General features: G+C 62.8%; 10 protein-coding genes and 1 tRNA gene. 6 read left to right on the top strand and 5 right to left on the bottom strand.

Translation table 11 applies throughout. The features are described from left to right. The first annotated feature begins 159 nt into the window (after positions 1-159). Positions 160-2,073, top strand: coding sequence for a sigma-54-dependent Fis family transcriptional regulator (locus ACIGHL_RS20645; RefSeq protein ID WP_128121764.1), 1,914 nt, complete (start codon positions 160-162; stop codon positions 2,071-2,073). A 100-nt stretch (positions 2,074-2,173) separates the two neighbouring features. Here ACIGHL_RS20645 and aldA read toward each other — a convergent pair whose 3' ends face one another. Both aldA and ACIGHL_RS20635 read right to left on the bottom strand, forming a co-directional pair. Then, positions 2,174-3,610 carry an aldehyde dehydrogenase gene (aldA, locus tag ACIGHL_RS20640; RefSeq protein ID WP_128121765.1) on the bottom strand — a complete coding sequence of 479 codons (1,437 nt, stop codon included), beginning with the start codon at positions 3,608-3,610 and terminating at the stop codon, positions 2,174-2,176. A 16-nt stretch (positions 3,611-3,626) separates the two neighbouring features. Beyond that, entirely contained in the window at positions 3,627-5,783 is a 2,157-nt protein-coding gene (locus ACIGHL_RS20635; RefSeq protein ID WP_128121766.1) for a PQQ-dependent dehydrogenase, methanol/ethanol family, read from the bottom strand. A gap of 542 nt (positions 5,784-6,325) precedes the next feature. Here ACIGHL_RS20635 and ACIGHL_RS20630 point away from each other — a divergent pair. Further along, a complete protein-coding gene (locus tag ACIGHL_RS20630; RefSeq protein ID WP_446697684.1) occupies positions 6,326-8,326 on the top strand; it encodes a TonB-dependent receptor family protein in 2,001 nt (666 codons plus the stop codon). 139 nt (positions 8,327-8,465) lie between these two features. Then, positions 8,466-10,292: a sensor domain-containing diguanylate cyclase gene (locus tag ACIGHL_RS20625; protein WP_446697685.1), complete on the top strand. Its 1,827-nt coding sequence runs from the start codon at positions 8,466-8,468 to the stop codon at positions 10,290-10,292. Positions 10,293-10,340: 48 nt separating this feature from the next. Here ACIGHL_RS20625 and ACIGHL_RS20620 read toward each other — a convergent pair whose 3' ends face one another. Continuing rightward, positions 10,341-11,246 (bottom strand): LysR family transcriptional regulator, encoded by a 906-nt coding sequence (locus ACIGHL_RS20620; RefSeq protein WP_446697686.1) that lies wholly within the window; start codon positions 11,244-11,246, stop codon positions 10,341-10,343. Positions 11,247-11,359: 113 nt separating this feature from the next. On the opposite strand from ACIGHL_RS20620, the gene ACIGHL_RS20615 reads away from it, so the two are divergent. Together ACIGHL_RS20615 and ACIGHL_RS20610 are read left to right on the top strand one after the other, a co-directional pair. Next, positions 11,360-11,788 carry a VOC family protein gene (locus ACIGHL_RS20615; RefSeq protein WP_446697687.1) on the top strand — a complete coding sequence of 143 codons (429 nt, stop codon included), beginning with the start codon at positions 11,360-11,362 and terminating at the stop codon, positions 11,786-11,788. Further along, complete coding sequence (locus tag ACIGHL_RS20610; RefSeq protein ID WP_446697688.1) at positions 11,785-12,369, top strand: glutathione S-transferase family protein; 585 nt, start codon at positions 11,785-11,787, stop codon at positions 12,367-12,369. Before ACIGHL_RS20615 ends, ACIGHL_RS20610 begins: the two co-directional genes overlap by 4 nt. Before the next feature lie 221 nt (positions 12,370-12,590). On the opposite strand, the gene ACIGHL_RS20605 is transcribed toward ACIGHL_RS20610, so the two are convergent. Both ACIGHL_RS20605 and ACIGHL_RS20600 read right to left on the bottom strand, forming a co-directional pair. After that, on the bottom strand, positions 12,591-12,815 hold the full coding sequence (locus ACIGHL_RS20605; RefSeq protein WP_446697689.1) for a hypothetical protein: 225 nt from the start codon (positions 12,813-12,815) through the stop codon (positions 12,591-12,593). A gap of 76 nt (positions 12,816-12,891) precedes the next feature. Further along, positions 12,892-12,968 (bottom strand) — tRNA-Met (locus ACIGHL_RS20600). 455 nt (positions 12,969-13,423) lie between these two features. Between ACIGHL_RS20600 and ACIGHL_RS20595 the strand changes: the two genes are divergently transcribed. Then, positions 13,424-13,618 (top strand): hypothetical protein, encoded by a 195-nt coding sequence (locus ACIGHL_RS20595; protein WP_045424943.1) that lies wholly within the window; start codon positions 13,424-13,426, stop codon positions 13,616-13,618. Positions 13,619-13,811 lie beyond the last annotated feature (193 nt).

Here is a 13,811-nt window from a genome sequence, read left to right as displayed (position 1 = left end):
GCCACGAAGCTCAATCAACGAAACGGCCACCTTGAAGACCGCAACCTGGCAGGCGGCGGCCCGGCCTGAATTGGCCGTGCTAGGCTTGGTTTTGGCTGCTCCACGGCCGATACGAACAATTACGCAAGGCCCGACTCGGCGCCTTGTCTGGAGTCCCACATGAACGCGCGTCCGCCATCAGAGCTTTCAACCGAACTCTCTGCATTTGTTGCCACGCACTTTGCCGACCGAGGATCCAACCCGGATCGGCTGATTGCCGAATCCTGGTACCGCAGTGTTCACGAGCACGGGCTCGACCCGGCTCAACCTGCCGCCCACGTTCAGCTTGAGCATCACGAGATCCGTCTGCATCAGGAAGAGCACCATGACTTTCTGGCCATCGCGAGCCAGGGCATGGAAGGGCTGTCGCGGCGTCTGAATCCTGCCGGGTTCGCGGTGCTGCTCAGTGACCGCCGCGGTATCACGCTCGACGCGCGGCTGCCCGGGCAGTACAGCCCCTATGCGGATTCGGGCCTGTTGGTCGGCAGTTGCTGGGACGAGTCGCTGGTAGGCACCAACGGCATCGGCACGGGGCTGGCAGCGGGCCAGCCGCTGATCATCCACCGGGACGAGCACTTTCTCAGCAGCAACGCCATGTTGAGTTGCTCGGTGGCGCCGCTGTTCGATCCACAGGGTGCGTTGCTGGGCTGTCTCAATGCCTCGTGCCTCAACAGTGGCGGGCCGAAGCAGGCGCAGTACCTGACGCTCCAGTTGGTGGGCCTGTACGCCCGGCTCATCGAAAACGCCAGTTTCCACCAGCGCTATGCCACTTGCGCCATGCTGACTCTGGGCGGCGATGCCGGTGACCTGGGCAATGAGCGCTTGCTGGCGCTCGATGCGGCAGGCCGGATCCTCGGTGCCAATCGCGCCGCCTTCATGGCCGCGGGCCATGGGAACGCGCTGTTGGGGGAGACGGTTCAGGATGTCCTGTCAACGTCACTGGATGAGCTGATCACCCTGACGCACGGTGGCCAGCGCAGCGCATCGTTACGGCTGGAGGGCGGGTCCGCGCTGGAGGTCACGCTACGTATGCCGTCGACCCCCGCGCCGCGCGCCAGAAGCGAGCGCGGCCTGAACGTCATTCCGGTAGAGCCTACGCTTGAAGACTTGGCCGGGGAGGACCCAGGCCTGCAACGCTGCGTCCTAAAGCTGCGGCGCGTGCTCGATCGGGATATTTCATTGCTGCTGACCGGCGAGACCGGCACCGGCAAGGAAGCCTTCGCGCGGGCGATCCATCAGGGCAGCGTGCGCGCCAAGGGGCCCTTCGTGGCGCTCAACTGCGCGGCGATTCCGGAGTCGCTGATCGAGAGCGAGCTGTTCGGCTATCGCGCCGGGACCTTTACCGGCGCCAGCCGACAGGGGATGAAGGGCAAGCTGGAACAGGCGAATGGCGGGACCTTGTTCCTCGACGAAATTGGCGATATGCCGGCCCACCTGCAGACGCGGTTGCTGCGCGTGCTGGCCGAGCGGGAGCTGGTGCCGCTGGGCGCCGCAACGCCGGTGTCGCTGAATGTGCAGTTGGTCTGCGCGACGCACCGTGACCTGCCCACCATGGTGGCCGCAGGCGAGTTTCGTGAGGACCTGTATTACCGACTCAACGGCTTGACGGTCAGGCTGCCCGCTTTGCGCGACCGGGCGGATCGCGCCGGGCTAATCCGTCGCGTTCTAGGACGCGAGGCCGGTGATGAACAGGTCGAGCTGACCGCCGAGGCGATGGAGCGGCTGGCCGATTACCGATGGCCCGGCAACGTGCGGCAGCTGATCAACGTGCTGCGCTGTGCCGTCGCGCTGGCTGACGATGGGGTGATCGGTCTCGATTGCCTGCCGCCAGAGATCATGGCGGTACTGGCAGAGCGGTCATCCGTTGCGCAGTCGCTGGAGACGACCCGCGACGCTGCCGAAGCGGCCCATTTGCAAGCGACACTCGAACAGCACGGCGGCAACGTTACGTCAGCGGCTCGTTCTCTCGGTATCAACCGCGCCACTCTGTATCGCAAGCTCCACCGTCACGGACTCACCGCGCCGCGCAGGTGACGCTGCGCTGGCGACTCGGTAGTTTCGGTGGGCTGGCCGATTGCCTCGGCCGAATAACAAGAACCCCGCCGGGGCGGGGTTCTTGGTCACCTCAGGTCACTCAGCTCTGTATGTACACAGCATGGGTATGCGTGTACTCGTACAGCCCGTGCTTGCCATCGGCGCCGCCGATGCCGGACTTGCGCACTCCGGCGTGGTAGCCCTGCATCGCTTCGAAGTTCTCGCGGTTGATGTAGGTCTCGCCAAAGTCCAGCCCAGCGGCCGCCTTCATTGCGGCGGAGAGATCGCGGGTGTAGATGGATGAGGTGAGGCCGTACTCGCAGTCGTTGGCCAGGGCGATGGCTTCGTCCAGGTCGTCGATGATCTGCACCGGCAGCACCGGGCCGAAGACTTCCTTGCGCATGATCTCCATGTCGTGCGAACAGTTGGCGAGCAGCGTCGGCTGGTAGTGGAAGCCCTTGCCCAGGTCCGCCACGGCACCGCCCGTAATCAGCTGCGCGCCCTGGCTCTGGGCGGTGCGCACCATCTGCTCGACCTTGCGCAACCCGGCCTCGTTGATCAGCGGGCCCATTTCAACGTCCGCCTGGGCGATCGGGTCGCCATAGCGTGTCTCGGCCAGGGCGCTGGCGATACGCTCGATGAACTGCTCGGCCACGCCGCGCTGGACGTAGACGCGCTCGGCGCAGTTGCAGACCTGCCCGGTGTTGATGATGCGCGACGCGCGGATGGCCGAGACGGCGAGGTCCAGGTCCGCGTCGTTCATGACGATAGCCGGGGCCTTGCCGCCCAGCTCCAGGTTGAGCTTGGTGACGTTCTGCGCCGCAGCGGCCATGATCCGCTGACCGGTCCCGACGCTGCCGGTAAAGCTGATCATGTCGATCTTATCGCTGGTGGTCAGCGCGCTGCCGACGCCCGCGCCGCTGCCACAGACCACGTTGAACACGCCGTTGGGCAGGTCGGTCTCGGCCACCAGTTTGGTGAACTCGAAGCAGTTGTTCGGCGTCTCCTCGCTGGGCTTGATGACGATGGTGTTGCCGGTCACCAGTGCCGGGGCCATCTTCCGGGCGATCAGGAAGAAGGGGAAGTTCCACGGCAGGATGCCGGCCACCACGCCCAGCGGCTTGCGGAACAGGAAGATGTTCTCGCCCGGGCGGTCGCTGGTAATGATCTCGCCTTCGATGCGGCGCGCCCACTCGGCCATGTAGTCGAGGTAATCGGCGGTGAAGTTGACTTCCACCAGCGCCAGACTCTGGATCTTGCCGCCTTCCTCGGTGATGACCCGGGCCAGGCGTTCGGCGTTCTGGCGGATCTTGCTGGCGATGGCGCGCAGGTGGCCGGCGCGCTCGATGGCGGGCTTCTGGCTCCAGGCTTTCTGCGCAGCGCGAGCAGCAGCTATGGCGCGTTCGGCCGTGGCGGCGTCGGACTCGGGCACGCGGGAAAGCACCGCGCCGGTGGCCGGATTGCGCACCTCGATGTGGTTGTCGCAGGCGACGAAGGCGCCGTCAATGTAGTTCTGGTAGGTGATTGGATCAGTCATGTCGGTCTCCTGAGGGTCAGTTGCTGGCCGTTTTCTGGGTGGACTGCGGCAGGTCGTTCGGGCCGTGCTCGATCCGGTCGTGGGCACGCTTGATCAGGTACTGGTGGATCTGCTCCATCTGTTCGCGATCGAAAGCCTCGGCAAAGGAGGGCATGCCATCGGGGATGCGCGCGCCATGGAGGATGCCGATGAATTGCTCATGCTTTTCCGGGGTGAGCATGCGCAGGTCCGGCAGCACGCCACCGCTGACGGCGTGGATACCGTGGCACTGCGAGCAGTAGCCGTCATAAAGCTTGGCGCCGGCCTCGACCGTAGCCGCATCGGCCGTCAAAGGCGGTGGCTTGGGCGCATCCTCACGCGGCGCGGGTTCCTGCAGTTCGGCAGTACCGCCGAGCTTGTAGGTCAGCACCTGTGCATAGGGCTGCACACCGGCACGCAGCGACAGGGCACCGGCAAAGGTCGAGAAGGCACCGCCCCAGCCAGCCATGAAGGTCACGTACTGCTCGCCGTCGACGCTGTAGGTAATGGGCGCGGCCATGACACCGCTGGCAGCGGGCTGCTCCCAGAGTTTCTTGCCGGTGTCGGCGGCATAGGCGATGACACGGCCGTCGGCGCTGCCCTCGAACACCAGGTTGCCGGCGGTGCTAAGGGTGCCGCCGTTGAAGATGGTGACATAAGGCACTTCCCAGGCCTGCTCTTGCTTGACCGGGTCCCAGGCAATCAGCTTGCCGGACCAGGTGTCGGCGTACTTGCCGAGGCCCTCCGGGTCCTCCGGCATCATCCCGGTCTTCAGGCCCAGCTGATACATGCTCTTGAACTTGTTGCGCGCCGGCGCATCCGGCACGTGCTCATACCAGGCGGACATGATGTGTGCCGGGATGTAGACGAGGCCTGTGTCAGGGCTGTAGGACATGGGGTGCCAGTCATGTGCACCCCAGAAGCCCGGCTGGACCAGCTTGGCCTTTTTCTCACCTTTCCAATAAGCGGCGGCTTCGTCGTCGACGATCGGGCGTCCGGTCTTCAGATCCACACCCTTGGCCCAGTTGATCGGCACGATGTTCTCGGCCGACAAGAGCTCACCGGTGGCGCGGTCGATGACATAGAAAAAGCCGTTCTTCGGCGCCTGCATCAGCACCTTGCGCTGCTTACCCTTGATCTCGAGATCAGCGAGAATCATGTGCTGGGTGGCGGTGTAGTCCCAGGCATCGCCCGGGGTGGTCTGGTAGTGCCAGACGTATTCGCCAGTGTCGGCGTTGACCGCGACGATGGAGGAGAGGAAGAGGTTGTCGCCCTTGCCCTCGCTGCGCCAGATCGGGTCCCACAGCGAGCCGTTGCCGACGCCGATGTAGAGCAGGTTCAGCTCCGGGTCGTAGGCAAAGGAATCCCAGGCGGTACCGCCGCCGCCTTGTTCGACAAAGGCGCGGCCGTGCCAGGTCTTCTTGGCGATCTCCATGCCCTTGCCTTCGGCGGGCTTGTCGGGGTCACCGGGCACGGTGAAGAAGCGCCAGGCCTGATCACCGGTCTCGGCGTCATAGGCGGTGACGTAGCCGCGCACGCCGAATTCGGCGCCGCCGTTGCCGATTACCACCTTGCCGTTGACCACGCGCGGCGCGCCGGTGATGGAGTAGCTGCGGGCTCTGTCGTAGCGCGTATCGACTGACCAAACGCGCTCGCCGGTCTTGGCGTCGATGGCTTCCAGACGGCCATCGAGCACGCCGACGTAGACTTTGCCTTTCCACACGGCGACGCCGCGGTTGATCGCATCGCAGCAGGCCTCACCCGCGCGGGAACGGTCGGACTTGGGATCGTACTTCCAGATTTCCTTACCGGTACGCGCATCCAGCGCATAGACGATGGAGAACGGGCCGGTGGTGTACATCACGCCGTCGACCACGATGGGCGTGGCTTCGACACCGCGGTCGATGTCCAGCTTGTAGCTCCAGGCCAGCCCGAGATCGTCGACGTTGCCGTCGGTGATCTTCTTCAGCGGGCTAAAGCGCTGCTCGCCGTAGTCGCGGCCGTGGCTCATCCAGTTGCCGGGCTCGGCGTCGGCATTGGCGATGCGTTTGCCGTCGACTTCGGCGGCGTGCAGCGGCAGGGACAGCAGGGCGGCAAGGCTGGCGCCAAGCAGTGTGGTGGGCCGTCGGCCCAGGTAGGGATCTAGGTGCTTCATCGCAGGCTCTCTCTTGTTATTGGTCTGGCCGCCCCGTGGGGCAGGTCTTTCAGGGAGAGCAACCGCTGTGCCAGCCGTTCCGATATGGCTGCAAAGCCAGCTATGACGCTGGCTGGCGCGGGTCGCGGTCGCCGCGCCTTACGCGGCTTGTCGCAACCAAACCGTTGCGGGGCTGCGACAACTGTCGCGCGGCTGCGACAAAGGCGCGCGCCTCCCAGCCTGTTATCCGCAGACTGGATGCAGAGGCTGCGATTGAGAATGGCCTGCCGAGGCAGCAGGACTGGCGGCTGGCAAGCCGTTGCGGAGGCGTAAACGGCAACGGGTAACGTCTTCAGGCTTGCCTGGCATGTGCGTTGCCTTACAGACGCACAGCCTCTGCAGGGTTTTCCGCATCGGGTGGTTTCTGTACTTTGAACGCGCGTTCCGGTGCGCCTGTTCCCGAGGCTGCCCAATCGCGCCCTTTTGGCCATGGCAATTGAGCGGTTTGCCTGGCAACAGCGGTTGGCGACAGCCACGTCACTTCATAACAACAAGGTTCAACCATGTATCGACTCTTACTTGCCGGATCGCTCTTGTTGGCTACCGGACCGTTGCTCGCGCAGACGAGCGAACCGCTCACCCTTGATCCCCTGTTGGTGAGCTCGCCCCGAGCCGAATCCGACTGGTTTACCCTGCCGATGGCGGTATCCGCCGTGTCGGCGCAGGACCATCCGGGCGAGCAGTTGCTCACCCTCGACAGCTTGCTCGGGCCTGTGCCGGGCGCGCTTTCGCAGAGCCGCTACAACCTGTCCCAGGGCATGCGCTTGTCCATTCGCGGCTTCGGTTCCCGTTCCAGTTTTGGCGTTCGTGGCGTGCGGGTGCTGGTCGACGGGGTGCCCCTGACCATGCCTGACGGGCAGACCGAAATGGATGGGCTGGATACTTCGTTGGTGGAGCGCATCGAGGTGATCCGTGGTCCCTCGTCGACCATTTACGGCAATGCTGCCGGTGGCGTCCTGGCGATCCAGACGCGGCAGCCAGGGGATACACCGTTCACGCAGGTCGAGGTGACCGGCGGCGAGCTGGGCTATCGCCGCATGCGCGCGGAAACCAGTGGCAGCGCCGGATCGCTGGGCGCCTTGCTCGCGGTCAACGCCACACAGCTCGACGGCTATCGCACGCACGGTACCGCCGAAACCAACCACCTCACCGGCAAGCTGCGCTGGCAAGGGGAGGGCGGCACGCTCGGCCTCACCCTGCATGCGATCGACAACCGAGCCGAAGATCCCGGTGGTCTGAACCTGGACCAGGTCCGGGCGGACCGTTCCCAGGCGCGGCCGCAGAGCCTTCAGTTCGATGCTGACGAAACTGTCGAGCAGCAGCGCCTCTCGCTGGTCTGGGATGGCCAGGCTGCAGGCGGCGATACCTACCAGTTGCGCAGTTATTACGGCCAGCGCGAGTTCAGCAACCGTCTCCCGTTGCAGAACAACGGCCAGACAGCCTACGACCGCTGGTTTGCCGGAGTGGGTGCCCAACGCACCTTTAACCGGGAACTGGCGGGCCTGCCACATCAGTTGACCGTTGGGATGGACCTGGAAAGCCAGCGGGATGAGCGCTCGCGCAACGACAACCTGCCCGGCGGCATCACCGGCGCCCTGACTCAGCGTCAGCGCGAAACGGCGGACAGCCGGGGTGTGTTTATCGAAGATCAGCTGAGCCTTGGCGACGCCTGGCTGCTCACCGCTGGCGTGCGCTATGACAGCGTGCGGCTCGAGGCCAAGGACCTCTATCTGAACGACGGCGATGCCTCGGGCGAGCGCAACCTGGATGACTGGAACTACAGCTTGGGGCTAAGCCGACAACTGGACGCCCATCATGTGGCGTACGTGCGTTATGCGACATCCTTCGAGACGCCGACCATCAACGAAATGGCCAACCCAACCGGGGGCGGCTTCAACCCATCGCTCGGCGCTGCACAGTCGGTCAACCGCGAAATAGGCTTCAAGGGCGAGCACCCGGGATTGCGCTACGAAGCGGTGCTCTACAGCATGCGTATCGAAGATGAGTTGGTCCCGGAAGTCGACGGACGCACCTTCTACACCAACGCAGGGCGTTCAAGCCGCGACGGCGTCGAGCTCAGCGGGGACTGGTTGCTGGGGCGCTTCTGGCGATTGACCGGTGCCTGGAGCTACCACCGCTACCGTTTCGACCAATTCCAGGGCTACGACGGCAACCGCATCCCGGGGATTCCGAGGCAGAGCCTGTTCGCCGAGGTCAGCTATGACCGTGACGACTGGTATGCACGGGTCAACGTCAATGCCTACGACCATCAGTACGCGGACAACGCCAACCTCGACCGCGTGGCCGGCTACGCAGTAACCAATGCCCGCCTGGGCTGGCGGATGGTGTGGGGCGATCAGCGATGGGAGCCCTACATCGGCATCGACAACCTTTTGGACCGCGACTACTACGACAACCTGCGTATCAACGATAACTTCGGCCGCTACTACGAGCCTGCTCCAGGGCGGACGATCTACGCGGGAGCGAAGCTGACGTTCAACTAATGGCCTGGATTTTGGGGCGATGTGCTGTGGTTGCGTTCGCAGCTATCAAGCTGCGCGGCGATCGGTCGATATCAAACCGAGAGGTCGTCTCGCATGAGCCACCACTCGCATCCTCCCTTTTCCGAGCGCGTCAGCCAACATGCAGCGACTTCTGGTTTGCCTTGTATGCGTGTTTGCCCTGTCAGTCTTGGGGTGGGGTAGCGCCAATTCCTATGCGTTACCCATAACCGACCTTTCAATCGCGCAGTCTTTCGACAACCGGGATATCTACCTCGAGTATCTGATTGCGCCTGATTCCGAGACATTCAGCGCAGTAGCCGGCGCCGCCTATGCGGGTGCATGGCAATCAAACGAAAAACCGACCCTCAACATTGGCTACCAGCCAGCGGGGGCATGGGTGCGTTTTCACCTCGTCAATCCCAGCCCGGACGCGGTGAGGCGCTTGCTCCTGATCGACTGGAGCTTTGAAAGAGTCGAAGCGCGAGTGCTGGACCGGGCCAGTGGTGGCTGGTCGGAGGTAGTGAGCACCGGCAGTACTGTCACCCCGTCAGAACGGGCTCTCAAGAGTCCAGTACTGGTTTTGCCTCTCACGCTGCCGCCCGGTGCAGCAGAGGTTTACTTGCGTTTGCAGGCAACGCAGCCCATGGTTCTTCCCATTCGGCTCATCGACCTAGCCGCGTTCAATCTGGAAGAGCGTAACGAGAACCTGCGTATGGGCGCTTTCTTTGGCGCCATGCTGGTCATGATGCTGTACAACGCCTCGCTTTTTATATTCACCAGAGACCGGTCGTATATCTCCTACTGCTGGTATCTGGCGTCGGCCGCGTTCTATGTCGCAAGCGAGTATGGCTACGGTCCGTACTTCATTTGGTCAGACTGGCAATGGTTCGCCCAACGCTCGAACTTCCTCTCCGTCAGTTTGGCATTCCTCGCAGCGGGTCTTTTCGAGCGGCAGTTTCTGAACCTCAAGGGTGAAGGCGGCTGGGTTCTGCGTCTGAGCAATCTGGTGATTGCTTACTGGAGTGTCGCTGCGCTGGTATCTGTCGTTAACCCCTGGGCCATGGGCTACCTCTATATCGAGCACGGCGGCTTCATTACCTGTGTACTGGCCTTATCAATCGCTTTCCTCGTCTGGTTGCGGGGTAATGCCTCTGCAGGTTTCTTCCTCGTCGCGTGGTCAGGGTTGGTTGCGACCACGCTGTGCCTCACGTTGGCAATGGCAGGCTTGATTCCCATGAGCAGCTACGTGCGTTCCGCTCAACTGATGGGCTTCGTACTGGAATTCCTGCTTCTATCCATTGCGTTGGCCGATCGCATCAACCGGGAAAAAGCCTCCCGTTTGCGCGCCCAGAAAGCGCTGTTGATCGCGCAGGAGCAAGCCAATGCACTGCTCGAAGACCGAGTCGCTTCGAGAACGCACCAGTTGGAGCAAGCTAATCAGGAGCTTCGTCGGTTGAGCAGCACCGATCCGCTCACTGGCGTCAGCAATCGGCGCGGCTTCGAGGAACGGGTGAGCGCCTCGATCGAGCGGGGCCGTGCGGAAGGCCAGTGTCTCGCCTTCCTGATGCTCGACATCGACCACTTCAAGCGTATCAATGACCAGTACGGTCATGGTGTGGGGGACGAATGTCTCGCTGTGCTGGGCGCTACGCTTGCGACGTTCAGCCGACGCGATAACGAGTTTGCGGCTCGTCTTGGCGGAGAGGAGTTTGCGGTAATTTTCTACGGCATGAGTGCACCTAGTGCGGAGGCCATTGCCGAAAAGATTCGGGTCGCTGTGGCTGAGCTGGAGCTTGAACTGCCTGCCAGTTCTATTCGCTTTTCGGTCAGCATCGGCGTCGCTGCCTGGATTCCCACGACGGGCGACAGCCCGCTAACCTACGCCAAAGCTGCCGACGAGGCCTTGTACCGAGCGAAAGCGCAAGGGCGCAATCAGGTTTGTCTGGCGCTTAGTGAGTACGCATGAATAGCAGGGCTAGCTGTGAGAGGAGTCCACTGTAGCTAACGGCTGAACTCACCCTCTCTCATCTGGCCCCGGCATCACGCACTCCAACCGCGGACACGCCCATTCAACGAATGCCCGCACCCTTGGCGACAGCTGCAAGGCATGGGGGTAGACCAGTTGGATCGGCAGGTCCTCGGGCTCGTAATCCCGAAGAAGCCTCACCAGACGACCGTCAGCCAGTTCATCGGCCACCTGATAGTGCATCAGCCGTGTGATGCCCACGCCCTGCATACAAGCCAGACTGGCGGCGCGGATCTGGTTGCAGGTCAGGCGTGGGGTGATTTCTTCGGCCTGTTCCTTCTCGCCGTGGCGGTAGTACCAGTGGCGGCCCTGGGCGGCGAAGGCGATGCAGGCGTGGGCCTTGAGTGCCGCCGGGGTGTCGATGGCGGGGGCGGTGCTGAGGTAGTCCGGGCTGGCACAGGTGACTAGCCGGGTGCTGCCGATTTGCCGGGCGACCATGGCCGAGTCGGGGAGGTGGCCGATGCGCAGGGCGAGGTCGAGGCGTTCGTCGAGCAGCGGGACGATCTGGTCGCTCAGATTCAGCTCGACCCGGATCTCTGCATGTTCCTTGAGAAACTCGTTCACAAGCGGCGCGACGTAACGTTGGCCGAACTCCACCGGCGCGGTGATGCGCAGCAGGCCGCGGACGGTGCCGTCGCTGGCTTCCAGTCGCTGCTCCATGTCGGCGAAGTCCGCCAGCATGCGCCGGCTCCAGGCCAGGTATTCCGTTCCCTCGTCGGTGAGGGCCATGCGCCGGGTGCTGCGGTTCAGCAGGCGCACGCCAAGGTGGCGTTCCAGCGCGGCCAGTGAGCGCACCACCGATGCCACGGATTGACCGGTGGCATCGGCGGCCGAACTCAGACTGCCGTTGTCGACGATGCGAACGAAGTTGGCCATTGCCTTGAGCTTGTCCATTGCCACCCCGGGATTTGTGCGATTGCTGCATAGATGTTGTCAGGCCCGCGGCATAGGTGAAAACCGCGCGGCGGCTGACACTCCAGGGACTGAGATCTTCTGGAGTTTCGCACATGAATCAATCAGCCAGTCCCGCCCGAATCCTCGCTTACGACCATATCGGTATTCGTGTCAGCGACCGGCCGCGCGCGATGGCCTTCTACCAGGCGCTGGGCTTCGTAGAGAGCGCTAGCTTTCCGCTGTTCGAAGCGAACGAAATGCTCAGCCCGGATGGCGTGCGCATCAACCTGATCTTCAACGGTGCGCGCGCTCAGGACTCGCACAACGTGCTGCTGGATGCGCCGGTCAAGCGGCCCGGTATGACTCATCCGGCCTTTATCGTCGATGACCTGGAGGCTCTTCAGGGCTGGCTGGACCAGCAGGGCATCGTCATTACCGAGGGGCCGCATCCAATCGGCCCGCGACGGATCGCGCTGTTCATTCGCGACCCCGACGGCAATGTTCTTGAATTCAATCAGCTCATCAGAGGAGGTGCGCAATGAAACTGTACGACCTGGGTCCGTCCGGCAATTGCTACAAGGTGCGGCTGTTCGCAGCGCTGGCAAACATCGATCTGGAGCTGATAGCCGTCGATTTTCTCAATGGCGAACACAAGAGGCCGCCACTTTCCGAACTGAACCCGCTGAGGCAACTACCCATTCTGGATGACGCCGGGCATGTCGTTCGCGACTCGCAGGCCATTCTGGTTTATCTCGCGGGCGCTTATGGCGGCCTGGCGTGGTGGCCGGACAATCCCCGCGGGCAGGCGGAGATCGTGCAATGGTTGTCTTTCACCGCCAACGAGATCCAGCACAGCCTGAATGCAGCGCGGCTGGTGCAGAAGTTCGGTTATCCACTGGACAAGGCCGCGGCACTGGAAAAGTCACCGGCGGTTCTCAAGCTGCTGGACGATCATCTGCAGCGCTATGACTGGCTGGCGATCGACCGGCCGACCATCGCCGATTGCGCGGTCTACCCCTACGTGGTGCTGGCGCCGGAAGGGGGTGTGGATATCACGCCATACAGCCACGTCGCCCGCTGGATGGCAAGCATCGAGAGCTTGACGGGTTATCTGAAGCCCTGACATACGGGCAGCGTTACCTTCTGCGGCGACCCGGTGAGCGACCGGGTCGCCGTGCTCGCCTTGAGCCTAAGGCTGGTCGCCGATTTCAGTACAGCCAATCCGTGGCTTCGTGGAAGCCGCTGGGCTGTTAGAGACAGTGGATGTTCGGCTTCAGTAAATCGCGGAAGAGGAGGGCCGCGCGTTTATGTTTGGAGATCAAGTGTTCCGGTGTGAGCGGGTTTCTACCCCTGCTTCCCAGCCCACGGCGCAACGATTTGCACATCCCCAACAAGCAGCTGAGCCGCGACCATCCAGACCACCGCACCAATCGACGCCAACGACAGATGCCCAACCACGATGCCGATCGCGATCTGTTTCCAAAGTCCGGCATGCTTGTTAGCGTTAGTGGCAACAGCTAGGTAGGGTGCTTCGCGCTCGGCGCGGATGTTGTCGAAATCGTCTCTCATGGTGCGCTCTCGGTGCGGTTGGCTAAACGGCGGCCCAAAAAAAAGGGTTCAGCTTTCGCTGAACCCTTTTTGAATTTGGTGGCTACGCAGGGACTTGAACCCCGGACCCCAGCATTATGAATGCTATGCTCTAACCAACTGAGCTACGTAGCCAAGTGGCGCGCATTATTCGCGCCGCGCAGTTGTGTGTCAACCCTCCTGGTGCGCTTTTTCTGCCTGCTTTTTCAAATGCTTATGCCGCCGGTCCGACCGTTGCCGGTGCGCTGTCGATCAAGCCCAATTTCGGCGCAACGCGAGACTGGTCAGGTGCTCGTTGCGTACCAGCGTGGCGTCTATGGATCTCCTTAATCAGCCAGCCGCAGCCAGGTTGGCTGCGAGGTGGTCGCGTTTGATGGCCATGCTCAGAGCTCGCTGGGCGAGGCCCGCCGGACTGACCTCAAGTGCTGCAGCCGCTTGGCTGTCTACTTCTGCCTATCACGCTAACCGCGCGCATCGGCTGTTTCCCTTATTACTGAGCGAAGCAGCTTGTGCGCGTCACGGATGACCGGTCCGAACGATGCAGGGTCGGGCCTGCCTAACTTTGCAGGCACCCCTGCGAGGAGATCATCATGCTCAGCACTACCCATCCAAGCGATCCGCCGCTGTATCCCTGGCTGGCGGACGAATCGCCAATGAACGACCTCGACGACGCCGAGAGTGACACCGAGCTGGATGATGGCGGCGTTCTGCCGGACGAAGTACTTGAACAATTGGAAAAAGAGCCGCCACCGCCGGATCCGATGCCTGACCCAGGCGTGATGTAGCGGTTTGGTTGCCCACGGCTGCAGGGCCGGATACGCCGAGCGCTGCCGAACGCCCTCAATCGCGTGGGCCGTTACACGCAGCCGGATGTCCGAGCTTGCACGCATGAATTGTTGATGGGGCGGACGGGGCCGTGCGCTTGGTGCTCCGAGATCAGACCGCGAGCGTTTGGCTGCCGGTGTACGGGATAAATTT

It is taken from the genome of Pseudomonas sp. NPDC077451, assembly GCF_044543345.1.
Taxonomy (GTDB): Bacteria; Pseudomonadota; Gammaproteobacteria; order Pseudomonadales; family Pseudomonadaceae; genus Stutzerimonas.
Note: the sequence above shows the minus strand (reverse complement) of the source record. Positions and strands in the feature narration are given on the sequence as shown.